Origin of the sequence: Mahella sp., assembly GCF_020054945.1 — a bacterium.
In the GTDB taxonomy this organism is placed as follows: Bacteria; Bacillota; Clostridia; order Mahellales; family Mahellaceae; genus Mahella.
In genome coordinates this window covers 21,828-47,928 of record NZ_JAIHAU010000001.1, presented here as the reverse complement: position 1 = coordinate 47,928, position 26,101 = coordinate 21,828, and the positions used below count along the sequence as shown (strand labels likewise).

22 protein-coding genes and 1 riboswitch are annotated in these 26,101 nt (G+C 45.6%); of the genes, 15 read left to right on the top strand and 7 right to left on the bottom strand.

All coding sequences use genetic code 11. The features are described from left to right. Positions 1-2: 2 nt before the first annotated feature. Together JG770_RS00225 and JG770_RS00220 are read left to right on the top strand one after the other, a co-directional pair. On the top strand, positions 3-2,636 hold the full coding sequence (locus JG770_RS00225) for a calcium-transporting P-type ATPase, PMR1-type (protein ID WP_291953705.1): 2,634 nt from the start codon (positions 3-5) through the stop codon (positions 2,634-2,636). Positions 2,637-2,679: 43 nt separating this feature from the next. Continuing rightward, the gene (locus tag JG770_RS00220) at positions 2,680-2,946 is read left to right on the top strand and encodes a hypothetical protein (RefSeq protein WP_291953703.1); all 267 of its coding nucleotides are present in this window, start codon (positions 2,680-2,682) and stop codon (positions 2,944-2,946) included. Positions 2,947-2,995: 49 nt separating this feature from the next. On the opposite strand, the gene JG770_RS00215 is transcribed toward JG770_RS00220, so the two are convergent. Then, positions 2,996-4,345, bottom strand: coding sequence for a phosphomannomutase/phosphoglucomutase (locus tag JG770_RS00215; RefSeq protein WP_291953786.1), 1,350 nt, complete (start codon positions 4,343-4,345; stop codon positions 2,996-2,998). A 289-nt stretch (positions 4,346-4,634) separates the two neighbouring features. Between JG770_RS00215 and JG770_RS00210 the strand changes: the two genes are divergently transcribed. From JG770_RS00210 to JG770_RS00170, 9 genes are all read left to right on the top strand, one after another. Continuing rightward, complete coding sequence (locus tag JG770_RS00210; protein ID WP_291953701.1) at positions 4,635-5,774, top strand: plasmid pRiA4b ORF-3 family protein; 1,140 nt, start codon at positions 4,635-4,637, stop codon at positions 5,772-5,774. A 134-nt stretch (positions 5,775-5,908) separates the two neighbouring features. Further along, complete coding sequence (locus JG770_RS00205; protein WP_363320853.1) at positions 5,909-6,727, top strand: LCP family protein; 819 nt, start codon at positions 5,909-5,911, stop codon at positions 6,725-6,727. 129 nt (positions 6,728-6,856) lie between these two features. Further along, positions 6,857-7,750 carry a dihydrodipicolinate synthase family protein gene (locus tag JG770_RS00200; RefSeq protein ID WP_291953699.1) on the top strand — a complete coding sequence of 298 codons (894 nt, stop codon included), beginning with the start codon at positions 6,857-6,859 and terminating at the stop codon, positions 7,748-7,750. 21 nt (positions 7,751-7,771) lie between these two features. Further along, positions 7,772-8,059 (top strand): UxaA family hydrolase, encoded by a 288-nt coding sequence (locus JG770_RS00195; protein ID WP_291953698.1) that lies wholly within the window; start codon positions 7,772-7,774, stop codon positions 8,057-8,059. After that, a complete protein-coding gene (locus tag JG770_RS00190) occupies positions 8,056-9,216 on the top strand; it encodes a UxaA family hydrolase (RefSeq protein ID WP_291953696.1) in 1,161 nt (386 codons plus the stop codon). Before JG770_RS00195 ends, JG770_RS00190 begins: the two co-directional genes overlap by 4 nt. Before the next feature lie 124 nt (positions 9,217-9,340). After that, positions 9,341-10,252: a TIM barrel protein gene (locus JG770_RS00185; protein WP_363320852.1), complete on the top strand. Its 912-nt coding sequence runs from the start codon at positions 9,341-9,343 to the stop codon at positions 10,250-10,252. A gap of 18 nt (positions 10,253-10,270) precedes the next feature. Continuing rightward, entirely contained in the window at positions 10,271-11,254 is a 984-nt protein-coding gene (locus JG770_RS00180; protein ID WP_291953693.1) for a D-glycerate dehydrogenase, read from the top strand. Between the two features lie 70 nt (positions 11,255-11,324). Then, complete coding sequence (locus tag JG770_RS00175) at positions 11,325-12,167, top strand: class II fructose-bisphosphate aldolase (protein ID WP_291953691.1); 843 nt, start codon at positions 11,325-11,327, stop codon at positions 12,165-12,167. A gap of 2 nt (positions 12,168-12,169) precedes the next feature. Continuing rightward, positions 12,170-13,681, top strand: coding sequence for an FGGY family carbohydrate kinase (locus JG770_RS00170; protein ID WP_291953782.1), 1,512 nt, complete (start codon positions 12,170-12,172; stop codon positions 13,679-13,681). A gap of 45 nt (positions 13,682-13,726) precedes the next feature. On the opposite strand, the gene JG770_RS00165 is transcribed toward JG770_RS00170, so the two are convergent. The 6 genes from JG770_RS00165 to JG770_RS00140 all read right to left on the bottom strand — a co-directional run bounded on the left by JG770_RS00165 (position 13,727) and on the right by JG770_RS00140 (position 21,566). Next, positions 13,727-14,479, bottom strand: a complete 753-nt coding sequence (locus tag JG770_RS00165; protein ID WP_291953690.1) for a glucose 1-dehydrogenase — start codon at positions 14,477-14,479, stop codon at positions 13,727-13,729. 37 nt (positions 14,480-14,516) lie between these two features. After that, complete coding sequence (locus JG770_RS00160) at positions 14,517-15,167, bottom strand: redox-sensing transcriptional repressor Rex (protein WP_291953688.1); 651 nt, start codon at positions 15,165-15,167, stop codon at positions 14,517-14,519. Between the two features lie 56 nt (positions 15,168-15,223). Then, positions 15,224-16,945: an NADH-dependent [FeFe] hydrogenase, group A6 gene (locus tag JG770_RS00155; RefSeq protein WP_291953686.1), complete on the bottom strand. Its 1,722-nt coding sequence runs from the start codon at positions 16,943-16,945 to the stop codon at positions 15,224-15,226. Further along, complete coding sequence (locus JG770_RS00150; protein WP_291953685.1) at positions 16,942-18,246, bottom strand: NADH-ubiquinone oxidoreductase-F iron-sulfur binding region domain-containing protein; 1,305 nt, start codon at positions 18,244-18,246, stop codon at positions 16,942-16,944. The genes JG770_RS00155 and JG770_RS00150 overlap by 4 nt, the downstream gene beginning before the upstream one ends. A 3-nt stretch (positions 18,247-18,249) precedes the next feature. Beyond that, positions 18,250-18,702 carry an NAD(P)H-dependent oxidoreductase subunit E gene (locus tag JG770_RS00145; RefSeq protein ID WP_291953683.1) on the bottom strand — a complete coding sequence of 151 codons (453 nt, stop codon included), beginning with the start codon at positions 18,700-18,702 and terminating at the stop codon, positions 18,250-18,252. Between the two features lie 254 nt (positions 18,703-18,956). Then, a complete protein-coding gene (locus JG770_RS00140; RefSeq protein ID WP_291953681.1) occupies positions 18,957-21,566 on the bottom strand; it encodes a sigma 54-interacting transcriptional regulator in 2,610 nt (869 codons plus the stop codon). A gap of 173 nt (positions 21,567-21,739) precedes the next feature. Then, a riboswitch (SAM riboswitch) is annotated at positions 21,740-21,849 on the top strand. 92 nt (positions 21,850-21,941) lie between these two features. Between JG770_RS00140 and JG770_RS00135 the strand changes: the two genes are divergently transcribed. The 4 genes from JG770_RS00135 (at position 21,942) to JG770_RS00120 (ending at position 26,096) form a co-directional block, all read left to right on the top strand. Then, the gene (locus JG770_RS00135; protein ID WP_291953679.1) at positions 21,942-23,231 is read left to right on the top strand and encodes a homocysteine synthase; all 1,290 of its coding nucleotides are present in this window, start codon (positions 21,942-21,944) and stop codon (positions 23,229-23,231) included. A 90-nt stretch (positions 23,232-23,321) separates the two neighbouring features. Continuing rightward, complete coding sequence (locus JG770_RS00130; protein WP_291953677.1) at positions 23,322-24,473, top strand: homoserine O-acetyltransferase; 1,152 nt, start codon at positions 23,322-23,324, stop codon at positions 24,471-24,473. A gap of 76 nt (positions 24,474-24,549) precedes the next feature. Then, positions 24,550-25,491: an AAA family ATPase gene (locus JG770_RS00125; RefSeq protein WP_291953676.1), complete on the top strand. Its 942-nt coding sequence runs from the start codon at positions 24,550-24,552 to the stop codon at positions 25,489-25,491. A gap of 2 nt (positions 25,492-25,493) precedes the next feature. After that, complete coding sequence (locus tag JG770_RS00120; RefSeq protein WP_291953780.1) at positions 25,494-26,096, top strand: GTPase; 603 nt, start codon at positions 25,494-25,496, stop codon at positions 26,094-26,096. Positions 26,097-26,101 lie beyond the last annotated feature (5 nt).

Below are 26,101 nucleotides of genomic sequence, written 5' to 3'. Positions count from 1 at the left end.
CGATGGACTGGCATAACATCGCTGCTGAGCGGATAGTTCAACAGCTAAATACCTCCATACAAAATGGGTTATCTGAGCAGGAGGTGCAAAAGCGGCTCGAGCAGTATGGGACCAATGAACTGGCTGAAGAACACAAGCGCACCATATGGCAGATGTTTGCCGAGCAGTTTAAGGATTTTATGATAATAGTGCTGTTCATAGCCGCAATCGTATCGGCGATACTCAGCGAATGGGTAGATGCCATTGTAATCATCATAGTGGTGGTGCTGAATGCCATATTGGGCGTGATACAGGAGTCCAGAGCGGAGCAGGCGCTGGCGGCGTTGAAAAAAATGGCTGCTCCCAATGCCAAGGTTATACGTGACGGCAAGCTCAGGATTATACCGGCCGCTCAATTGGTACCTGGCGATGTAGTGGTGCTGGAGGCTGGAGACTTTGTGCCGGCCGACCTTCGTCTCGTAGAAGCTTCAAACCTGAAGATAGAGGAGTCGTCGCTTACCGGTGAGTCGGCGCCGGTGGATAAGACCGCCGATACTTTAAGCGGTGACGATATAGCGCTAGGCGACAGGATAAATATGGCCTATATGACGTCGGCTGTCACATACGGTCGCGGCAGGGGTATAGTGGTGGCTACGGGCATGGATACCGAGGTGGGCAGGATAGCCGAGATGATAGGACAACAAGAGGACAACCAGACGCCACTGCAAAAGAGACTGGAGCAATTGGGCAAATGGCTGGCTATAGCAGCATTAGCCATATGCGCAATGATCTTTTTGGCCGGTATATTATATGGTAGAGACTGGTTGGATATGTTTATGACAGCGGTCAGCCTGGCAGTGGCGGCCATACCCGAGGGCCTGCCGGCTATCGTCACCATAGTATTGGCCATAGGCGTGCAACGCATGGCCAAGCACAATGCCATAATAAGACGACTGCCCGCAGTGGAGACACTGGGCGCGGCTACCGTGATATGCTCGGATAAAACCGGCACCCTTACGCAAAATCGCATGACAGTGCAGCGCATATATGCCGCAGACGAGATATACGATACCTCCGAGCGTATAGAGGTAGAAGAGGGCAGCCCGATGGATATGCTGCTCAAAGTGACCATACTATGCAACGATGCCGTAGAGGATATCGATGACGGCAAAACCATAGGAGATCCGACTGAAACGGCATTATTGGACCTTGGCATAAAGCTGGCGCTGCATAAGAGCGACATTGAAAATAAGATGCCGCGCGTAGACGAGATACCCTTTGACTCCGAGAGAAAGCTCATGACCACCGTGCATGAGTATAAGGGCAAATATGTCGTATTCACAAAGGGTGCACTGGATGAGTTGCTTAAACGCTGCACATACATACACGATGGCCATGCGGTGAGAGAGCTCACCCATGACGATATGGAACGCATATCGGCGATAAACGAAGAAATGGCCAGCCGTGCGCTGCGCGTACTGGCTATGGCATATAAAGAGATAGACAATATCGTATACAGCGATAAACAAAAAGATTTGGAATCCGATTTGATATTTTTAGGCATGGTAGGCATGATAGATCCGCCTCGGCCAGAGGCCAGGGATGCAGTGGGACTGTGCCGCACGGCCGGCATAAAACCGGTTATGATAACCGGTGACCATAAATTGACGGCTGTAGCCATAGCCAAAGATTTAGGCATATTGCAGCAGGGAGATGAGGCCATAACCGGCTCCGAGCTGGACGACATAGACGATGATACCATGGTCGAAAGGGTGCCACATTATTCGGTATATGCAAGGGTATCGCCCGAACACAAGGTTAAGATAGTCAAAGCATGGCAGCGTCGCGGCGACGTGGTAGCCATGACCGGCGACGGTGTAAACGATGCGCCTGCATTAAAGAGCGCCGATATAGGGGCAGCTATGGGCAAGGTGGGTACCGACGTGGCCAAAGGCGCCGCCGATATGGTGCTGACCGACGACAACTTTGCCACCATCGTAGCTGCGGTTAAGGAAGGGCGCATCATTTACTCCAATATCATCAAGGCCATACACTTTCTACTGTCGTGCAACATAGGTGAGATATTCGTATTGTTCATAGCCACTATGCTTAACTGGGTGCAGCCTTTGCTGCCGGTACATATCCTTTGGATAAATCTGGTCACTGACAGCCTGCCGGCCATAGGGTTGGGGATGGAGCGCGGTGAGAAGGACATCATGCGCCGCCCGCCGCGTGATCCCAAAGAGAGCATCATACCGCTGCCCATGTTTATCAACATATTGTGGCAGGGCATGATCATCAGCATAACTACGCTGACCGCTTTTCAGATAGGGCTGGCGGTAAGCCAGGAAGCTGGCCGTACCATGGCTTTCTTGGTGCTGGGCTTATCCCAGTTGGCTCATTCGGTGAATATGCGTTCTCAAGATAAATCGATATTCACCATGAAGTGGTCAGACAACAGATTTATGATACTGGCGCTACTTTTATCGGCTGCAATGCAGCTTGTTATCATATTCGTGCCATTTTTGCGAAATATATTCGAGTTGGCCATGTTAGACGGCGTGCATTGGATCTATGCAATAGCGCTGGCATTGGTGCCCATAGCCGCGGTGGAGATATGGAAGCTTGCAAGGCGCGTAACAAACGGTAATAAGTGACGCCATATTGCGCATATAATGCTTGTGAGGGGGTGTTGGCGACTTGCAAGCATATATAGGCGATATAGCTATAGTTCCGATTATAATGGGCATAACCGAGGTATTCAAGGCCCTCGGTATGCCGGCCAAATACGGCCCGCTGGTATCATGGGTTATAGGGTTGGCGATAGGCTTTCTGTATATCGCGCCACAGGATCCAGCCACCGCTTTTGTGGTGGGATCGGCACTGGGTCTGAGCGCAGCCGGCTTGTATGAGAGCGGCAAAACCGTATATCTAGAGATGAAAAATAAGAAAAACACTGATAAATAAAGAAAATCCCGTACCGGATAATATACATACCGGTCGGGATTTTCTTTATTTACTCGGTCAATGTCAGCGGTGCAATAGCCTGCGATACCATCCGCTTTATATTTTCCAACTGCTCATCGGTCTTGGCTTCGCAGCGCACTATTATCTCAGGACCGGTATTGGATGCCCTTATAAGCCCCCATCCACCGTCTATGATAGCGCGCACGCCATCGATATCTATGATGGGATAGCCCTTATCCTTGAAGAATGCTTTGGCCTGCTCCACTATGCCTAATTTCTTGTCATCGTCACAGTGTATCCTAAGCTCGGGCGTGGATGGATAGCGCGGCACATCGGATAGCAGCTCCGATAGCGATTTTTCAGTATTGGACAATATCCTCAACAGACGCGCGGCAGCGTACAGCGCATCGTCGAAACCGTAGTACTCATCGGCAAAAAACATATGGCCGGACATCTCTCCTGCGAATACCGAACCTATCTCGCGCATTTTAGCCTTTATGAGCGAATGTCCAGTTTTGTAGAACATCGGCTTGCCGCCGAGACGCTCTATCTCCTCGGCTAATGCCTGGGAACATTTGACCTCTACTATAGCCGTAGTACCGGGATATTTTGGCAATATCTCGCGCCAGAACAATACCATCAGCGTATCGCCCCATATGATATTGCCCTTATCATCTATCAAACCTATTCTGTCGCCGTCGCCGTCGAAACCTATGCCGAGGTCAGCCTTTATGTCCAATACCACCTTACGTAAATCCTCAAGATTTTCGGCTTTGACCGGATCAGGGAAATGATTAGGGAAATGCGGATCCGAGTCGCAGTATATCGGTATAACGTCACAGCCCAGCCTGTACAGGGCCTGCGGGTGTACCAGCGATGCCGTACCGTTACCGCAGTCTACTGCTACCTTGAGCTTACGCTGTCCCAGCTTCACCTTGTCGCATATCATATTTATATAATCTATCATAGGGTAGGCATAAGATATCGTCCCGCCATTGCCCTCTATAAAATCATCCTTCTCTATCATATCGCACAGCATCTGTATATCATCGCCGTACAGCGTGGCCGGTCCGTAGCAGACCTTGAAGCCGTTGAACTGCGGCGGATTATGGCTGGCTGTTATCATTATAGCAGGGTCTATGTCGTATAGTATCCTGCTGTAATAGGAAAGCGGTGTGGTTACCAGCCCTATATCCAATATACTGCAGCCGGTCGATAGTAACCCTGCCACAATGGCATCGCGCAGCGGCAATGACGAGGAGCGGTTGTCTCTGCCTACCATTACTGTGTCCTTGCCATGGCGTCTGGCAAACGTGCCAAAGGCCTTGCCCAGCAGTACAGCCGCCTGCTCAGTCAGGTCCTCACCGAATACGCCGCGTATATCGTATTGTCTGAACATACTTCTGTCTATATTGCTCACTTTATGTAACGCCTCCTCTTAATGAAATTTTGTATACTATAATTTTAGCATAAATCGCGCCGCTTATCTACATATTTTTCTATCTTCAACCACCAAACGAGCGTCATACGGGAATCATGGTGCTATGATAATCTAATCGCTCATCTGAATCGCAATATTGATGCGATAGCTATTAATGGTGAAATATGCTATACTATTATTAACGTTGTACTATATGCAAGAAGCAGTCTCAGTGAAAAGCAATATTATATTATAGGATGTGGATGAAATGTTAATACAATGTACGAGAAAGCTGTTGGATCGGTTGGAAATTGAGCATGAGCCTCAAGCAGATGAGGAACCTCTCTTTTCTTGGCATGCTAATTTAATAACTATAGACCATAGAAGGGCTGTGGTTCTTTTAAATGACAAAAACTACTATACTATAGTACTTTATGGCTTGAAAGCAAAAGACTTCAAAAAATTCGATGATATCGTACCAACTGCTATATATAAGACATTTCAACGGGAAAATATCACAAATGATGTTATAGAGCAGTACTTGAGCCATGCTGGTGAAATTAGATATGCAAAAACAAAGAATCGCAGCATATTAGGCAGATTGAACAATGCCTGCAATGTCGTACAACATTATGCTGATTTACTGGACGGAAACTCCATTCCACAACCGGCTGCAAGTATAAAGGCAAGCAGGTATTTGGTAAGAGGTAAAAATGGCGGATATATGCACCCGAACAGGGAAATGTATAAGGATTTGGAAAAACTATTTGGCAAGCCGATTTTTAACGGCACGGCTGTAGTAATTAAAGTGACATTGGAGCTTGAAAATCGAAGTGTTTGGAGAAAATTGATAGTACCGCTTAATACGACGTTTGATCTTCTCCACGAAATAATTCAGACTGCCTTTGGATGGAAAGACTACCATTTACATGAATTTCTTATTTATGCTAATGAGAAGATTCAGGATGATTTATATAGCGAACACCCTGATTATCATAAGGAAGGGTATACACCAGTTGTCAAATTGACGTGCGATGATGATGAATATGAATTTGAAAATATAGTGCCTGCAAGATTGGAGAAGGGAGTAGCGCTCTCGGAGTATATTCCCCGATACAAAAGGCTAAGGTACATTTACGACTTCGGTGACTATTGGGAACATTATATAGATGTTGAAAAAGTTGTGGATGATTATTTTCTCAACTATGCGACATGTATAGAAGGGGAAGGTAACGCACCTCCTGAAGATGTGGGCAGCGCATCGGGCTATGAAGAGTTCTTAGAAATAATCGCTGATGAACAGCATCCGGAGCATGAAAGTATGGTAAATTGGGGACGTTACCAAGGCTATGAAGACTTTGACATAGAGAAAGTGAATAGACGCCTGAAAGAGATGTGGCTGTGGTAAAAAGATGGTATAATGAGGCCATATAGTGAATGAGAGGGAGATCATATGTTTAAACGCTTTATGCCCACCGCAGCATTAATATTGTGCATAGCGTTTTTGCTTTACGGATGTAGTTTTTTCAAAAAGAAAGCGCCATAGAACCGAGGCAGGCATTCGGCAAGGACGCCATTACGCTTGCATTTTTCGGCCTTGATAAGACTGAAGAGCGTGAAACCTCACTCGGTTCTTTTCGTACGGATACCATCATAGTGATGAGGATCGGTTTCGCCTCGCATAAAATAATCATGCTATCCATACCCAGGGATACCTATGTTACTATAGCCAATAAAGAACGCCATGATAAAATCAATCACGCTTTCCCGTTCGGGGGAGGAATAAAGGGCGATGGTTTTGCAAATTCCATAGCTACGGTAGAGAACTTTTTGGGAGGCATAAAGATCGACCACTATTTCGGCATGGATATGGAGGCTATTGCGCCTATTATAGATGCCATCGGAGAGGTACAATATGATGTGGACGTGGAATATCATAAGAACGGTATTGACTTGAGCAAGGGGGTACAAGTCTTGGACGGACAAAAGGCTCAGCAATACTTGCGTTTCCGATATTCTTCGATGGGGGATATCGACCGCGTCAAGCGGCAACAGAGGTTTTTGTTGGCCATGAAAGATGATCTTAAAAGGAAGATAGCCTCAAAACAGATCAGCGTTGAACAGCTTATGGATATATATAAGGCGGTGCAAGAGATGACCTATACAGATATGAACATACAACAGCTAATGAGTCTCGGCTATTTTATGGCTGATGCGAATGAACCCTCTATCGATACGTATATTGTGGAAGGCTGGTTTATGAATAAGGATAGTATAAGTTACTGGAAACCGTATATGAAACAGGTAGATGAAGTGGTGAAAAAGATGTTTCCGGAATCGTCGGCAGCCTCACAGCCGTAACAACAAATGCCTACCGACATACTTGTTTACACAAGCGAGGATGGAGGTTGCCAGACTGGTTGGCTCTTGACAATATTACTGTAAAGTAATAAAGTAAAGACGATCAGAAGATAAAAGGAGTATAAAGACATGCTCGAGGGAGTCATAACGCCGATAGTAACCTTATTTGATAAACAGGGATCTATTGATTATGATGCAGAATCGCATCTTGTAGAATACTTGCTAAGCAAAGGCGTAAACGGAATATTGTTTATGGGTAGCACCGGCGAGTTTCCATATCTTTCAGTGGATGAACGCAAAGAATTCATTGACTTTGCTGTTAAGCAGGTCAGCCATCGCGCAAAGGTGTTGGTAGGAACAGGCTCCACATATGGCCGAGAATCGCTTGAGTTAACCCAATATGCCTCTAAAGCAGGGGCCGATTATGCTGTGGTCATAACCCCTTACTATTTTAACTATGAAGATGACACATACTACCAATACTATGAATTTTTAGCCAATAATTCGGATATCTCCATGATGATTTACAATTATCCAGCCCTTACAGGTTATTGTATTACTCCAGGTGTTTTTAAAAATATCATAGAACACATACCGGCGGTGGTTGGTATAAAAGATACTATAGACAGCTTAAGTCATATAAGAACTATTATAGATGCAGCTCAAAGTGTGCAGCGGGAGATATATGTATTTTGCGGCTTTGACGATTATCTTCTGCCCACATTAAGCCTGGGAGGAAGTGGGGTTATCGGCGGCATATCTAACTTTGCGCCCGATGTATTGGTCGGATTGTACAAAGAGTATAAAAACAGCAATATAAGCATGATAGAGCGCCAAAATAGAACGCTTTCACATCTGATGAAGTTATACGGATTGTGGAAACCGGGCTCTACTGTCATAAAAGAGGCATTATTAGCTGCCAACATGATAAGTGAGGATAATATGACCGACCGCATACCAGCAGGCAGGATGCCGTATAGTAAATTGTATGAACTTAAGATGATCTTGCGTACATACTTGTGAAAGGTGGGCGTAGAAATATATATGAACTATAAGGCGTTGATTATAAATAAAGACGACAATGTGGCTGTTGCATTGGATAATTTAGAAGCTGATGAGCTTGTGGATATAAGATGCGGAGAAGACATATTGCATTATAAAGTTATAGAGAGTATACCCAAATACCATAAATTTGCCATAGTGAGTATACCGGTAAGACAGAGGGTAATTAAATACGGAGAAACTATAGGCGAAACCACGCAAAACGTTCCGGTTGGGGCACATGTGCATATTCATAATGTCAGGAGTTTAAGGGGGTATACCGGATCATGATGTTTATGGGATATAAAAGGAGTGACGGCAGGGTGGGAGTGCGGAACCATGTGCTAATACTGCCTACCGTTTCATGCTCTTCGGAAACAGCCCGAATGATCTCCTATCAAGTCAAAGGCACAACCACATTTACCAATGTTCGCGGATGTGGGCAGATCGGGAATGACGCTGAACAAACCATAAAGACGCTGGTGGGCCTGGGCATAAACCCGAATGTATACGGGGTTGTATTGATAGGTCTTGGCTGCGAGACAGCTCAACCTCATATATTAGCTCAGGAAATAGAAGATAGAGGACATAAGCCTGTAAAGACGGTGATTATACAAAGGGAGGGTGGCACTGTCAAGGCGATAGCTAAAGGCGTGGAATATGCTTACCAAATGGTGGAGCAGGCCTCGCTGGAGCAGAGGACGCAATGCGACAGCTCGCAATTGATTCTCGGACCTAAATGCGGTGGCTCTGATCCCACATCAGGTATTGCTGCTAATCCAGCGCTAGGCTATGCCAGCGATATGATAGTTAAAGACGGAGGCACGTCAATTCTTTCAGAAACGACGGAATTTATAGGTGCCGAGCATTTATTGGCCAAAAGAGCGATAAATGAAGAGGTAGCGGCCAAAATACTTAAAATAGTTTCCAATGTCGAGCAAGAGGTAAAACGATTGGGTGTTGATCTGCGTGGCGGCAATCCCTCTCCGGGCAATATGGAAGGCGGTTTAACCACCATAGAAGAGAAGTCATTGGGATGCATACATAAAGGTGGCCTATCACCTATAGTAGACGTTATAGGGTATGCTGATACGCCTTCTGTAAAAGGCTTGAATATAATGGATACGCCAGGTTATGATGTAGAAGCAGTCACAGGCATGGTGGCCGGAGGATGCCAGATAATTGCTTTTACGACTGGATTAGGCACGCCTTTAGGCAATCCCATAGCACCTGTCATAAAGATAACCGGTAACCCGGATACCTATTCAAAAATGCTGGATAATATAGATATAAATGCAGGTACTATATTAACAGGGCAAGATACTATAGAAAGCATGGGCTTGAAAATATACGACGAAATACTGAAGGTAGTCGGCGGTAAACTTACCAAGGCCGAGATGTTGGGTTTTTGCGAGACTGGTATATATCAGATAGCTTGCTCTGTGTAAATAAAAGCGGTAGATTTGATATAATTATAGGTTAGTATGGAAAAAATCAATAAAATTTCAACCATCATATTGCTTTTTGTTGCAAAATGTGATATTCTATAATCGAGAAAGGAGTTGCATGACTATGATAGAATCCATGTATAAGTATATGAAAGTAGGTATAATACATTTCATGGCTTATCCCGTGCTCAACGGTGAGGGTCCTGTAGCGGAGACGCTGCAGAAGATTGCTGAAGATGATTATTTTAATGCTGTAGAGATATCGTGGATAAAGGATCCCGCGGCAAAAGCCGAAGCCAAAAAAATCCTCAAAACATCCCATATGACTGTGGGATATGGCGCGCAGCCTAGGTTATTGACTACAGGTTTCGACATCAACTCGTTGGACGAGGATATGAGGCAGAAAGCCCTGGCGACATTAAAAGAGGGTATAGATGAGGCTTACGAAATGGGCGCGTCGGGTTTCGCCTTTTTAAGCGGCAAATATCCAGGCGATGACAAAAAAGATGCTGCCATGGACGCCCTGATAAAGTCTACTGTGGAACTTTGCAATTATGCTAAGTCCAAGGGCGATATGCGCGTAGAGCTTGAGGTCTTTGACCGCGATATAGAGAAAAAGTCGCTTATAGGACCGGCAGCCGACGCTAAAGCTTTTGCCGAGGCTATATCCAAACAATGTGATAATTTCGGCCTTGTGGTAGATCTGAGCCATATACCACAGCTGAATGAATCGGCTGAGCAGGCCTTATTGCCAGTAAAAGATTATTTGACGCATGCTCATTTGGGCAACTGTGTGCTAAAGGATAAAACACATCCTGCTTACGGCGATAAACACCCGCGCTTTGGCATAGAAGGCGGAGAGAATGATGTGGATGAAACCGTGGCCTTCTTGAAAGTGCTATTGGATATAGGATTCTTAAATCCCGAGAACCCGCCTGTGGTAAGCTTTGAAGTCAAGCCCGTCGGCGATGAATGCCCCGAACTGGTTATAGCAAATGCCAAGCGTGTGCTCACTGAGGCATGGGCAAAATTATAGAAGGAGGAGAATATACATATGGCTAAATGGAAGGTTTATGTGACACGGCTTCTGCCCCCTAAGGCTATGGAGGCTTTATACAATAATCCGGATTTGGAAGTAGAGGTTAATCCGGAGGATCGTCCGCTTACGCGACAGGAGCTTCTGGAGAAAGTGCGCGGTCGCGATGCCGTTATAACCCAATTGGTCGATAAAATCGATGCCGAGGTTATGGACGTTGCAAAGGGCGTTAAGATATTCGCCAATTACGCGGTCGGTTATGATAATATCGACGTAGCTGCGGCTACCGAAAGGGGTATACTGGTTACAAATACGCCGGAAGTATTGACCGACACCACCGCTGATCTGGCGTGGGCTCTATTGTTTGCCGCTGCGCGCTGCATAGTTCCGGCCGATAAATTCACAAGGGAAGGTAAATATAAAGGATGGGCGCCGATGCTTTTCCTTGGCCAGGACATAACCGGCAAGACGTTGGGCATTATAGGTAGCGGGCGTATAGGCACGGCATTTGCCAAAAAGTCAAAAGGCTTTGATATGACCGTTCTATATAATGATGTAAACCCTAATCCTAGATTTGAAGCCGAAACCGGTGGCAGATTTGTTGATAAAGAAACATTATTGAAAGAATCGGATTTCATATCCTTGCATGTGCCGTTGTTGCCATCGACCAGGCATCTTATAAGCGAGAATGAATTCAGAACGATGAAAAAAACGGCCGTATTGATAAATACATCCAGAGGCCCGGTGGTAGACGAGCAAGCGCTAGTAAATGCGCTCAAGGAAGGTGAGATATGGGCCGCAGGCTTGGACGTGTACGAGAATGAGCCGGAGCTCACACCCGGCTTGGCCGAGCTGGATAATGCTGTACTGCTGCCCCATATAGCCAGTGCATCGATAGAGACGCGTACAAAAATGGGCTTGTTGGATGTGGACAACGTAGTAGCGGCGCTTAACGGTCAATTGCCGCCAAATTGCGTCAATCCCGAAGCGTTTAAAAAATAAAACTATACTCGATGGCATATCAATGCGATCGCATTGATATGCCATTTTAAAATGAGAGAGGGGAAATATAATGCCGTTAACTACCATTGTGCCAATATTAAAGAAGGCTCAGAATGAAGGCTATGGCGTGGGAGCATTTAATTTCATAAATATGGAAACGTTAGAAGGCATAATAACGGCGGCTGAAAGCTTAAATTCGCCGCTTATAGTGGGCGTGCCAGAGAGATTATTGAGCATTCTCGATCTTAATATATTATCCGATATGGCGCTTTCACGTATAGAGAGGTCTTCTATACCCATAGCGCTGCATCTGGATCACAGCAAGACCTTTACTAATACAATGAAGGCCATACGCTTCGGATTTTCATCGGTTATGTTCGACGGATCCGCTTTGCCATTTGAAGAGAATATAGCTCAAACGCGCAATATAGTAGAAGTAGCGCATGCCGTTGGCGTGTCGGTTGAGGGCGAGATCGGGTATGTGGGGCGTGATATAGATGCCGAAACGTTGAATCCAGATCTTTTTACCAAGGTGGAACAAGCCGTGGAATTCGTAAAAAAGACCGGAGTAGACGCTCTGGCTATCTCATATGGTTCTGTGCATGGCGTGTATAAGGGAACGCCGCACCTGGATTTTAAGCGCCTAAATGACATTCGCCATGCTGTGGATGTGCCGCTGGTACTGCATGGAGGTTCGGGTCTTTCGGACAATGACTTTACACATTCCATAGAATTGGGTATCTCTAAAATCAACATTTTCACCGATATATCCGAGGCTGGTGTAACAGTATGCCGGAATATGTCAGGAAACAGGCTTGAACTTGCCTTATTAATGAATGAAATAAGAAAAAAGACAGCGGGTGTAGTAGAAGAAAAGATAAAGGTCTTTGGATCGGCAGGAAAGGCCTGGTGAGCATGATATCATCGATATTGACGTTAGATCTAGGCACCACAGCGTGCAAAGCGATATTTTTCGACCTCAGCGGCAATGTGTTGGCCGATGGCAATTGCGAGTATCCGACAGCCCATCCCACGCCTATGGCGGCCGAGCAAAAGGCCGATGATTGGTGGGAAGCGGTTGTAAAAGCCGTGCGTCAGGCTGAAGATAAGCTGGCCGAACCTGTCGGGGTGGAGGCTATAGGGCTTTCTTCCCAGAGGGAAACCATCGTACCGGTAGACCGATTTGGAACGCCTCTATGCGATGCTATAATGTGGATGGATAGGCGATCCAAGGATTATGCGAATCAAATGGCCGAGCATTTCGGCAAAGAGGATTTACACAACATGACCGGCATGATACCAGATTCTACTTTTTCGGCTACCAAGATAGCTTGGCTTAAAGAACATCAGCCTGATGCTTTTGCTAAAACCGCTTATTTTTTGCAGCCTAGGGATTATATATGCTTTAAGCTTACCGATAATTTCATATTGGATTATTCGCTGGCCTCTCGGACCATGATGCTGGATGTGCGAAAGCTGCAATGGCGTTCTGAAATCCTCGATTACTTAGGTATAAACCCCGAACAATTGCCGCCGCTGGTATGGTCCGATCAGGTAATCGGGCATGTCACGAACAAAGCTGCATCGGCTTTGGGTTTAAATAGCGGCATACCGGTGGTAGCCGGAGGGGGAGATAGGCAATGCGAAGCTCTGGGAGCCGGTATATTTGGCACAAGAGCTATGGAGTCCACTGGCACCACCAGCAATATATCGTTTGCTGCCGACAACGTACCTGAGGTAATAGACTCCAGGGTAGTATGTTCCGTACATACATTGCGCGATCATTGGCTGATAGAGCAGGGCTTGACCACAAGCGGCTCCATAATGCAGTGGTTTAGGGACCGCGTATATTATTCAGACGGGGATGCCAGGGATAAGACCTCTTATAAACCTATAGACGCCGAGATAATGCAAAGCCCGCCGAGCGCTAATAAGCTGTTGACTCTACCGTTTTTTATGGGCGCTAAGGCCACGCGCTGGAATCCCGATGCCCGCGGCGCTGTGTTCGGTTTAACGCTCGGTCATACCAAAGGCGATATAGGTCGCAGTATCATGGAAGGCGTGGCTTTTGAATTAAAGGCGTGCCTGGATGTGCTGAGCGATATGGCGTTGTCGCCTGATGAACTGGTCATAATGGGCGGTGGGTCCAAAGCCGAATTGTGGAATCGGATAAAGGCCGATGTGTACGGTCTGCCTATAAAGGTACCGAGGATAAGGGAAGCAGCCTCGTTGGGCGCTATGGCTCTCGCCGGCAAAGGCGTCGGTATATTCGATGATGCCGCTCAAGCCGCGTTGCGATTAAATCCGATTGTGGGTGAATATAGCCCCAACCGAGAAAATAACGAATTTTATCGACAGTATTATGGATTGTACAACGACCTTTATAAAAGCTTGGAGCAATTGTATAAAAGACTGGAAGAATTGTAAAAATGAGCGGGCACTGTTTTAATGCCCGCTTTTGATTTTAATCAATTATTTGGCACGCCATCCGCCGTCTACTACCAGCGTGGCGCCAGTTATATAGCTGGACTCGTCTGATGCCAGAAAGACAGCGGCTTTTGCTATATCTTCGGGCTGACCGACGCGTTTCATGGGTATGGGGGCTAATATGGCTTCCTGCTGTTCGGGGGTACCCAATAAATCCCTGGTCATACCGGTAATTATGGCACCCGGGCATATGGCGTTAACGTTTATACCCAGCGGTGCTACCTCGCAGGCCACTTGCCTTGTGATGCCCACGACGCCGTGTTTGGAGGCAGTATAGACGGTACCGCCGGCCATGCCGTTTAATCCTGCTACAGACGCCGTATTTATGATCTTGCCGCTGCGCTGCTTGATCATTTCCTGCAGCGCGCGTTTGCAGCCGAGGAACACGCCTTTAAGGTTCACATTCATCACGCGGTCATACAGTTCTTCACTGGCATCGAGGCATGATGTAAAGTTATCGAATATGCCGGCGTTGTTCACCATGATATCCAGCTTACCAAACTCTTGTACGGTAGTGGAAACGAGCTTGTCTATATCCGCAACTTTGGATACGTCGGTTTTTATGAATATGGCCTGACCACCGGCCTCTTTTATCATCTGCTCGGTTTCTCTGCCGCTTTCCTCAACCAATTCGCCTAATACTATTTTTGCTCCTTCCTTTGCAAGGGCTATAGCAATGGCTCTGCCCATGCCGGAACCGGCTCCCGTTACTACTGCTGTTTTGTTCTCTAAACGCATGACTTATTCCTCCTAAAAAATAAATTGATTAATGAGTTTAATACTCATTAAAAGCCCTTTCGTCGCACTCCTCCTCTAAACGTGCGGCCAGTGTGTAGAGGCTTTCGTTGAGGTATACGTTCTCTACCACTACACCTTCCGGTACGCTGATATTGGCGCAGGCGAAGTTCCATATGCCCTTTACGCCTGCATTTACGGCGCGATTTATGACGCTCTGTGCTTTGTTGGCCGGCGTGCATATAGCGGCTATGCTTACGGGATGTTGCGACAAGAATATCTCAAGATCATCCATATCTATAATCTCCACATCGCGTATGCGCAGGCCTATAAGCTTTGGATTTACGTCGAACAATGCTTTAAGTATAAAACCGTCATGCTCGAATTCGGCGTAATTGGCCAATGCCTGACCGAGATTACCGGCGCCTATGATTATAAACGGATGCTGGATATCCAGGTGCAGTATATTGCGTATCTGTTCTTTGAGATAGGCAATATCATAGCCGTATCCTTGATGGCCGAATTCTCCGAACCAATGGAGGTCCTGCCTCAATTGCGACGCCTTTATGCCTAGTTGCTTCGATATCTCATTGGACGATATTGAATGAATCGTATCAGCAGGCAGCTGCGACAGGTAACGGTAATATATGGCCAATCTCCTGAGCACCAGACATGATATATTTTTCTTCATCTTGAGGTAAGCCTCCTTTTTCTATAAACCGAAGATGCAGCGGTAATGCTTTTATTTTAATGTTGCCTGTTCGAGTATGTTGTATGCAACAAATGATGAGATTTTTCACTCAGCGGTCGCCCTAAAAATTCTTCGTACAATGCCTGTACAGCAGGGTTTTCATGCGATTTTCGCAATGGCATGGCTTTGTCGACTTCATATATAGCTTTGATACGTTGCTGGCGTATAGCGTTGGTCGTTCGGTAAGGCTGGCCGCCGCCACCTATACAGCCACCTGGACAGCACATGATCTCTATAAACTGATAATCGGCGGCTCCATTTCTGATAAGCTCCAGCAGCTTTTTTGCATTGGCTATACCATGTGCTACGGCTACATTGACCTTGACGTCATCCAAATCCACACTGGCCTCTTTTATTCCCTTTAAACCTCGTACATCAGTGAAGTCCAAAGAGGGCAACGTATTGCCTGTAACGACCTCGTATACCGTGCGCAGAGCTGCCTCCATAACCCCGCCCGTAGCACCGAATATGGCACCGGCACCGGTCGATATGCCCAGCGGCTCGTCAAACGGCTCTTCAGGCAATGCTGTGAAGTCTATGCCGGCCTGCCTTATCATACGAGCTAGCTCTCTCGTGGTCAGCGCCACATCGACATCCCTGACACCGCTGTCGTTCATCTCAGGCCTGCCGGATTCGTATTTTTTAGCTGTGCAAGGCATAATGGATACCACAAATATATCTTCAGGTTTAAGACCTATTTTTTGAGCGTAATATGTCTTGGCTATCGATCCGAACATTTGTTGAGGGGACTTGCATGTGGAAAGGTGCGGTAATAGGTCTGGATAGTATTGTTCTATGAAGTTTATCCAGCCTGGGCTGCATGAGGTTATCATGGGCAACATACCGCCGTGTTGGAGACGATCAAGCAGTTCATGCCCTTCCTCCATTATGGTCAGATCGGCGGCGAAATCAGTATCGAACACATCGTCGAAACCCAATCGCCTCAAGCCTGCAGCTAATTGGCCCAGCGCCACAGTACCGGGAAGCATATCGAATTCTTCAGCTATCGATACCCTTATAGCCGGTGCCGTTTGAACGATAACGCGTTTGCTGGTATCAAATATAGCTTGCCATACCTTATCGGTTTCATCGTTTTCATATATGGCCGCCACAGGGCAAACGGTGGAACACTGACCACATAATATACATCCGGCGTCACTCAAATATTTGCCCAATCCGGATACTATCTCGCTATCGGCACCGCGATAAGCGTCAAATAATATGCCTACCTGCTGTGTTTCCTGGCACATATCAACGCATCTGCCGCATTTGACGCATTTATTCGGATTGCGTATTAAAGACGGCGTCGATGTATCTATGGGTTTGGGTTTAAGTATATTCTTGAACGGATTATGCTGAATATTTAATCTTTGAGCGAGGGATTGCAGCTCGCATACGCCGTTCTTTACGCATTCGTTGCAGTCTTCATCGTGGTCGGCCAGCATGAGCTGGACTATTGTCCGCCTGGCGTTCATCACATTTTTGCTCCATGTTTTAACTGCCATACCTTCGTTTACGGGTGTGGAGCATGAAGCGGCCAGGGTACGTGAACCTTCCACTTCTACCACGCATACGCGGCAGTTGCCTTTGATATTTTGGTCGGGAAAGTAGCAGAGCGTAGGTATATCTATACCCGCTTTTTTGGCTGCGTCCAATATTGACGTATTCTCCGGAACGGTTACTTTTTGGCCATCTATAGTTAAAGTAACTGTGTTCATATTATTTCACCTCCGTTTGTCGATGAGCATATACCGGCAGGACAGCGACCGTTTATGTGCATATCGTATTCGTCTTTGAAATACAGTAGCGTTGATACAACCGGCATAGGCGATGACTGACCGAGACCGCATAATGCCGCTTGCTGCATTGTTTGTGTCAGCGACTGAAGTACATCGTAATGGGAAGGGGTGGCTGAGCCTTTGCTGAAATCGTCTATAAGGTTATAGAGCTGAGGATTACCCTCGCGGCAGGGCGTGCATTTACCGCAGGATTCATGGGCAAAGAATTTAAGTAGACTTTTTACTATGTCTATAACGCACCGGCTGTCGTCAAAGGCTATAATAGCGCCCGAACCCATCGACAAACCGTTCTTTTTCATATCTGCAAAGTCGAGCTTGACGTCCAACATATCGGAGGGTATACAGCTGCCCGAAGCTCCGCCTATCTGGATCATTTTAAGCTCGCGTTCGCCGGGTACGCCTTGGCCTATATCGTATATAATATCTTTGAGCGTTATGCCAAACGGTAGCTCGAATACGCCTCTGTTGGCGATATTACCTGATAAGCATATAAGCTTAGTGCCGGCGCTATTGTCGGTACCTACCGAACGAAAGGCCTTGCTGCCGTTTGATACGATATAGGGTATATTGGCCAAGGTTTCCACGTTATTTATTAAAGTGGGCTTATCCCACAAGCCGGAAACAGGGGGATACGGTGGTTTGTAACGCGGCCGCCCGCTTTTGCCTTCTAAAGACTCGATCAGGGCGAATTCTTCACCGCATATATAAGCTCCGGCGCCCGAGCGCACTTCAATATCGAAGTTGAAATGCTGTTTCAATATGTTATTGCCCAGATAACCGATCTTTCTGGTCTGTTCAACAGCATTTTTCATTAGCTCTATAGCGCGGTCATACTCGCCCCTTATATAAATATAACCTTTCTGTGCACCAACGGCGTAGCCGGCAAGGATAATACCTTCCACCAGTTGGTATGGATCGCCTTCCATCAGGTACCGATCCTTGAATGTGCCCGGTTCGCCTTCATCCGCGTTACATACGACGTATTTCACATCGCCTGGAGTATCGTGAACCATCTGCATCTTGAGGCCGGTTGGAAAAGCGGCTCCACCGCGGCCCAGCAGACCGGACGCTTTGACCTCGTCTATTACGCCCTGCGGTTTCATGGTCAAGAGCGCCTTAACCAGCGCCTTGTACCCGCCGGTACTTATATACTCTGATACATCTCTCGGATCGATGTCGCCGCAACGCTGTGTCAAACGTTTTACTGTAAGATCGGACATATGCTATCGCCTCCTAAGATCGCTCAGTATCGATTTTATTTTTTCGCTATCGAGATCGCCATATAATTCCCCGCTTATTCTGGCTGCGGGGGCATGTGAGCAACATCCCAGACAGCTGCTGTATTCAAGTGTAAACAGACCGTCCGGAGTGGTTTGCCCCATATCTATGCCCAATATATGGCGAAAATCATCGATCACATTGTATGCGCCGTTGACTATACATGGGGCATTATCGCATATCTGTATTATATATTTGCCCCTGGGTTGTAAAGAAAAAAAGCTGTAAAATGTGGCTACGCTGTATACGCGGCTTTCCGGTATACCGAGCAATCTCGACACTTGTTTTAGGTCATCTTCGCTCAAATAATGCTTATCGTTGCTGTTTTGAATATCCAGCAGTATCGGCACGAGCTTATCTTCAGCGATGCCATGGCTATTTATTATTTCTTCTACCATAAAACTATCTCCTTCGATAAAAATCATTCTACTTATATTAAGAGCAAAGTATATACCAACTAGATGGTTAAAAAATAGATACAAATTTAACGAATCTTTAGCCATAATAGAACAATGATTATTAAAAAGGTTATGAAATTTATATTTATCTTTAATGCATATGCGCATTGCATAGGATAGATAAGCTGTTTTATTGTTAAAAAAGTAGCGAATTAAAGCGATGTATTTCTACATCGCTTTAATGCATGTTTGCATTAATTTTGGTATTTTTTGAGCTTGCGCACTATAGTAGATTGATCAATATCCAAGCATTCAGCCATTTTATAGGTGCTTTTATAGCGTTTGTGGGCCATCTGCAATAATTGGCGCTCCACTTCTTCGACGGCTTCTTTAATAGGCATTATGTCGTTTACTTTTACAGTCGACCGTATGGATGGTCGGTCTCCTATACAACTCCATATATCTTCCGAGGTTATTATATCACCCTTTGTGGTCACCGTCAGCCGTTCCATGATGTTCTCCAATTCACGCACATTCCCCGGCCAATCATATTCATTGAGGGCTGCATATGCGTCTATGGAAAGTTGCTTATCAATATTGTATTTATTGCCGAACTGCTTGACAAAGTATTGGGCCAGCGGCACTATATCTTCGATGCGTTCGCGCAGTGGAGGTATGGTTATGGGTACCACGTTTATTCTATAATAAAGATCCGCCCTGAACGTACCCTGTTTTACCATAGTCGCCAGATCCTTGTTGGTGGCCGCTATTATCCGAATATCTACATCTATGGGTTTGATGCCGCCTATGCGCGTTATTTTTTTCTCCTGGATGGCTTGCAACAGTTTTACCTGCATTGCCATCGGCAGCTCGGCTATTTCGTCCAGAAACAGTATACCGTGGTTGGCCACTTCAAAGAGCCCTTGTTTACCGTCGCGTTTGGCTCCTGTAAACGCACCGGTTTCATAACCGAACAGTTCGGATTCTATAAGCGTTTCGGGTATGGCACCGCAGTTTATCTTTACAAAGGGACCGTTCTTTCGTGAGCCGGTATCGTGTATGAAATGGGCTATCATATCCTTTCCCACACCGGTTTCACCTAAAAGCAATACAGTGGAATCGACATCAGCCACTTCATATGCTATATTTAAGGCTTTTATAAAAGAAGGGCTGTTGCTTATAAGCGCAGGGACAGTATTTTTAACGGTATCGGCATTTGAAAAGCTATCGTTATAATTCACCCATTTGTTTTGCAGTTTATTCAGTTCGTCCATAGCCCTTATATTTACTACCACACGTGTTATCTGGCCGTTTTCATCTGATATGGGGTTGGCCGTCGCTATCAACTGGCGGCCGCTTAGGCATTGTTGCAATACGGTTATACGGCGCTTCTCTTTTATAGCCAATAATGTGGCCGAGGGGTATATGATCCTTTTATTCTCAAGCTCTGCGACATTATCGGGCAATTGTTCATCGGATATGCCCACTATGCGTTTCCATGCAGAATTTGTGCGCAGTATATTTCCTTGCCCGTCAGTCATCATCATACCGTCATATGAGCATTCGACTAGGCCGTTGAGTTCATTGTTTAATGAGGATATCTCATTTAATTTATCCGATAGCTGGTTTAGCAATGTATTCTTTCGATTTATGAGATAGGGCAGGCACATCTCTATCTCGGCAACACCCTGATAAACCGCTATAGCTTTGTCGCGGCAGGAATCGTAACCGCAGGCTCCGCAGTTTAATTCATCTGATAACGAGCATTTGCCCGTGCTAGCCAATATCTGCTGTATTTCTTGCTCACTCGGATAGGGTAGCGAAGCTGTTTTATTTTCATAGTTTCTATATAGTCTATCAGATATTTCTCCATATATTTCTTCCAAAGTCATGTCATTGTTTGTCGGCATATCGTAGCGGCTGTATTGATCTATTAATATGCCACGTTGATAGACGGGCAAAGGGCTGTCGATTTTAGGACCTTCTATGCATCCGTGGCACAGCAGCGCATCTATAAAGTATGCACCGAAAGAATTGAAGTTTTTTACCAATCCTAATATATTTTCTTTGCTATCTATAGCCATTTGACCCTGCGCCGATTTTATATTTTTGCTAAAACCACTGACCAGCGGCAAAAGGCGCCCTTTAGATACGGCAGGGCTATCCCATGCCTCTTCATGGCACGTGGGAATGTTTATATTACAATCATTGAGCATTTGTTTGAGTTCATCGAAGGTTAAAACCTCATCTATTATACCGTCGAATTCGGGACGGTGAATTTCGTCTTTTTTAGCTATACACGGACCTGCGAATACGATCCTCACGTTATTTTTACGCCTTAATGCATAGCGTATCATCATACCGGTGGCTATCATAGGCGATACAATCGGGCTAAGATACGGTATGAGCGCAGGATAATGCCTTTCTATAAGGTTTACCAAAGCCGGACAGGCGGCATTTATATAAGTACCTTGCTTATGCTGCAACAGAAAGGCTTGGGTATGCCTGGCTACTATTTCGGCGCCGGCCGCCACCTCCCACACTTCCGCAAAACCCAGCTTTTTAACAGCTGCTACCTCCTGTAATGGTGTGGCCGGATAAAACGATGCTATAAAAGAGGGTGCAAGGCATGCCACGGTATAATACCCCTTGTTCAGAAAGGCAGAAGTATTTTCTATGCCGCTTATGACTTTTTTGGCGTTTTGGCTGCAATGTTTTATGCAATTGCCGCACTGTATGCATCTTGTTTGAATTATCTCGGCCTGCCCGTCTTTTATCCTGACAGCTTTAACCGGGCAGTTTCTGACACACGAATAACATTGCCGGCATTTGTTAGGTTCCGTTCTTACTATTTCTAATGCCATGAGTACCCCTTCCTTCGCAGGCATATATTGTCTAAATTTTAACGAGAAGCTATATATAATTTCTTGTTAAAATTATATCACTAATAAGATGTAAATGCTATAATATATAACGATTATTTCAATGTTGACATAACCGATAAAGAATGTTATAATTGGCTAAATTAAATATGAGGCTCTTATCCAGAGAGGTGGAGGGACTGGCCCGATGAAGCCCGGCAACCAACATCGAAATAAGTTGTATGGTGCCAATTCCTGCAGGTGTGATATGCCTGGCAGATAAGAGAGGAAAATATAAAACCTCTTCTGTTTGCGCAGGGGAGTTTTTTATTATCTGGATATTTAGAGTCGCGAAGCATATAGGAAGGGGAGTATTTTATGTCAGATAAAAAATGGGGCTTTAATACGTTGGCGTTGCATGCCGGACAACAACCGGATCCGGCTACGGGAGCGATGGCTGTGCCGATATATCAGACTACGTCGTATGTCTTCAAAGATTCAGATCATGCGGCCAGGCTATTCTCATTGGAAGAGTCGGGAAATATGTATACGCGCATGATGAATCCTACCACGGATGTATTCGAAAAGCGCATGGTCGCGCTGGAGGGCGGTATTGGAGCTTTGGCATTAGCATCGGGTTCGGCGGCCATTACCATGGCTATAATGAATATAGCTGGTAACGGCGATGAGATAGTGGCTGCCAGCACTCTATATGGCGGTACATATAACCTGTTTGCATCTACGCTCCCAAGGTATGGAATAAAGGTCAGGTTTGTGGATTCCGATGACCCTGAAAACTTCAGAAAGGCTGTCAACGAGCATACCAAAGCGTTCTTTGCGGAGACATTGGGGAATCCTAATATAAATGTACTGGATATAGAGGCTGTAGCCAAAATAGCCCACCAAGTGGGGGTACCTCTCATAGTGGATAATACTTTCGCTTCACCGTATTTGTGCAGGCCGATCGAGTTTGGCGCTGATATAATCGTGCATTCGGCAACTAAATATATAGGTGGCCACGGTACGTCCATAGGCGGCATAATGGTAGATTCAGGGAATTTCAATTGGGACAATGGGCGATTCCCTGGTTTGGTAGAACCGGATGAAAGCTATCATGGTATAAGCTATGTAAAGGATATAGGCGCGGCTGCTTATATAACAAAAGCACGCGTTCAGCTCCTTAGAGATATGGGAGCGTGCATAAGCCCGTTTAATTCTTTTTTAATGCTGCAAGGCCTTGAAACATTGCCGCTGCGTATGGAAAGACATGTTTCCAACGCTCTGGCGGTAGCGAAATACCTCGAGGGGAATCCGGCCGTATCATGGGTAAACTATCCTTCGCTGTCATCCAGCAAGTATAACTCACTGGCTCAGAAATATACGCCTAAAGGGGCCGGCGCTATTTTTACATTCGGGTTGAACGGTGGTATAAAAGCAGGTAAAAAATTTATAGATAGCCTCAAACTGTTTTCATTATTGGCCAATGTAGGTGATGCCAAATCGTTAGTTATACATCCGGCCAGCACCACTCATCAGCAGCTTTCACGTGAGGAACAGCTTGCTGCCGGTGTTACTGAGGATATGGTGCGCGTATCCATAGGTATCGAGGATGTGAAAGATATTATAGATGATCTGGATCAAGCTATAGAGGCTTCTCAAAACATATAGTTTGGACGGGCTTGGGCCGGAATATATAAATATATCGCCATATATGCTATAATAATTGTTATTATAAGGTTTAGGGAGGATAGCAGCAGTTTGTATAGACATGAATATACATTTGCATACCCGCCGGATTTGCTTGTACTGGAAAGCGGCCAAAAGCTTGGCCCTATTACCGTGGTATATGAAACATACGGCGCTTTAAATGCCGATAAAAGCAATATAATATTGGTTGAGCATGCACTGACAGGAGATTCGCATATAGCCCGTCATTCGGAACATGATTCGAGAAAGGGGTGGTGGGAGCAGATGCTGGGTCCAGGTCTCCCGCTGGATCCTGAAAAATACTTTATAATATGCGCTAATGTTTTGGGAGGGTGTCAAGGCACCACAGGGCCTTCATCTATCAATCCCGCTACCGGCAGACCATATGGCATGCGCTTTCCCGTAATCACTATTCGTGATATGGTAAGGGTGCAGAAAAAGCTTTTGGAACATATGGGCATAGAGCATGTGATGGCCGTAATAGGCGGTTCAATGGGTGGTATGCAGGCGCTGGAGTGGGCTGTGTTATATCCTGATTTTATTGACGGTATTTTTCCTATAGCCACTCCGGGCAAGCTCTATCCGCAAGCCATAGGATTTAATTATATAATGCGCAGGACCATTATGCTGGATCCGAAATGGAATAACGGCGATTATTACGAAACAGGTGAACAACCGGCTTTGGGTTTAGGTATTGCACGCATGCTGGGTATGATGACTTACCAGAGCGATGAGTCGATGAAACGAAAGTTTAGCCGAATGATAGGAAGGGGAAGGGAGCGTTTCGATATAAAGCACTTAAAAGACCCTACTATTAAGTTCGATGTGGAAACATATCTCGATTATCAGGGAGAAAAACTGGTAAGGCGTTTTGATGCCAATTCATACATTTATTTATCGCGGGCTATGGACTTATTTGACCTGAGTATGGGGTATGAAAGCATGGAAGAAGCGCTGTCGCGCATAATATGTAAGGTTAAAATCATGGGCATAAGCTCGGATATATTGTTTCCGAAACATCAACAATTGGAACTGATAAAAAAGATGCGCGGCTTGGGAATAGATGCCACGTACGTGGAATTGACATCGATATACGGGCATGATTCATTCCTTATAGAATATGAAAAACTCAAACCTATAGTGCAAAGGTTCTTGATGAGCCTTAAAAACGGGAAAAGGAAAAAGCTGTTTTCATTCTTATAATAGATGTCATGTTGTCACCTTTGACGGTCGCTGTTCATATACTGATAATAAGGCTTTCTTTCGGGGAGGTGACAGCATGGCAAGACGTCTGATCGATAACGAACGCGTGATAATGCAAAAGGTAGAACGCGCAGAGATAACACCGTCCGAAGCTATAAGGTACATTTATGGTCATGACCAGAATACGGACGGTATTAATAGTTTGGAAATAGCAGAGGCTCAAAAGGAGCTCCTTTCATTGATAGGGCTGGAGAATATAAAGAAATTGGTAGAAGAGCTCCAAGCATATATAAACATACAACAACGCCGCAAGATGGAGGGAATGGCCCATGACGGCATGACTTTACATATGATCTTTAAGGGCAATCCGGGCACAGGCAAGACCACTGTGGCGCGGCTGTTGGGCAAAATGCTGCATGGAATGGGTTTATTGAGGATAGGGCACACCGTCGAGGTTGAAAGAGCAGATCTAGTAGGGGAATACATAGGTCATACAGCTCAAAAGGTAAGGGAACAGGTCAAAAGGGCGTTGGGGGGTATATTGTTTATAGACGAAGCCTATTCTTTGTCCAGAGGAGGAGAAAGGGATTTTGGCAAAGAAGCCATCGATACGCTGGTTAAAGAAATGGAAGACAACAAAGACGATCTCGTGGCCATTTTAGCCGGTTATAAAGATGAGATGGATTACTTTATGCGCATGAATCCTGGCTTGCGGTCGCGATTCCCCATACAGATGGAGTTCAGGGATTATACATTGGATGAATTGGTGCGGATAGCCGATCTTATGTTCGACAAGCGCCAATATAGCCTGTTGCCTGATGCCCGCAACAAGTTATATGTGCTGTTGGCGGGGAAACAATCGAATATGGACCAAAGGATGGGCAATGCCAGACTGGTAAGGAACATAGTGGAAAATGCCATACGGAAACAAGCCGTCAGGCTGCATAAACAGGGCTCCATCAGTAAGGAAGATTTGATAGTCATCCGCAAAGAGGATATAGAAGAAGTTGATGTGTGACCATGAAAACCTGCGTTTTGATAGGCAAGCCCAATGTAGGTAAGACCCTTTTGTTGCTTAATCTGGCCAAGTTTTTAGGAAATAAGACTATAAAACTTCATTTTATGGATGCCGACGGCAACAGCATGGCAAAGGTTTATGATATAGAGGTGGCCAAGCGCTATCTGTGTGGGCGCCAGCCGTATAGTACGATGGGGCTTCAATGGATAAGAATGAATGCCGGCTGCCAATACATAGAGCTGGTGGATACCACCGGCTTAATAGGCGATGCAGTAGAACCTACGACTTTGCGTAAGGCTATGGCCCAGACCATCTCGTTTATAAAAAATGCATCGTTATTGCTGCATATCATCGATGCCACCTCGCTGCCCTCACAACCATTACCTGTTGATGATATAGATGTGGTGCTTTCTCATATCTTTGGCGGCAACGATAATTATGTGATGTTGATTAATAAAATCGACCTGGTGGATCGAGCCGACGATATTTTGGGCAAAGGAGCAAAAGCTTTCAACGTTAACAGCGATAAAATCATATGCGTTTCAGCATTGAATAAAGCCGGCTTTAAAGGTATAATAGACTACATAAATGCACAGAAAGGATAACAATC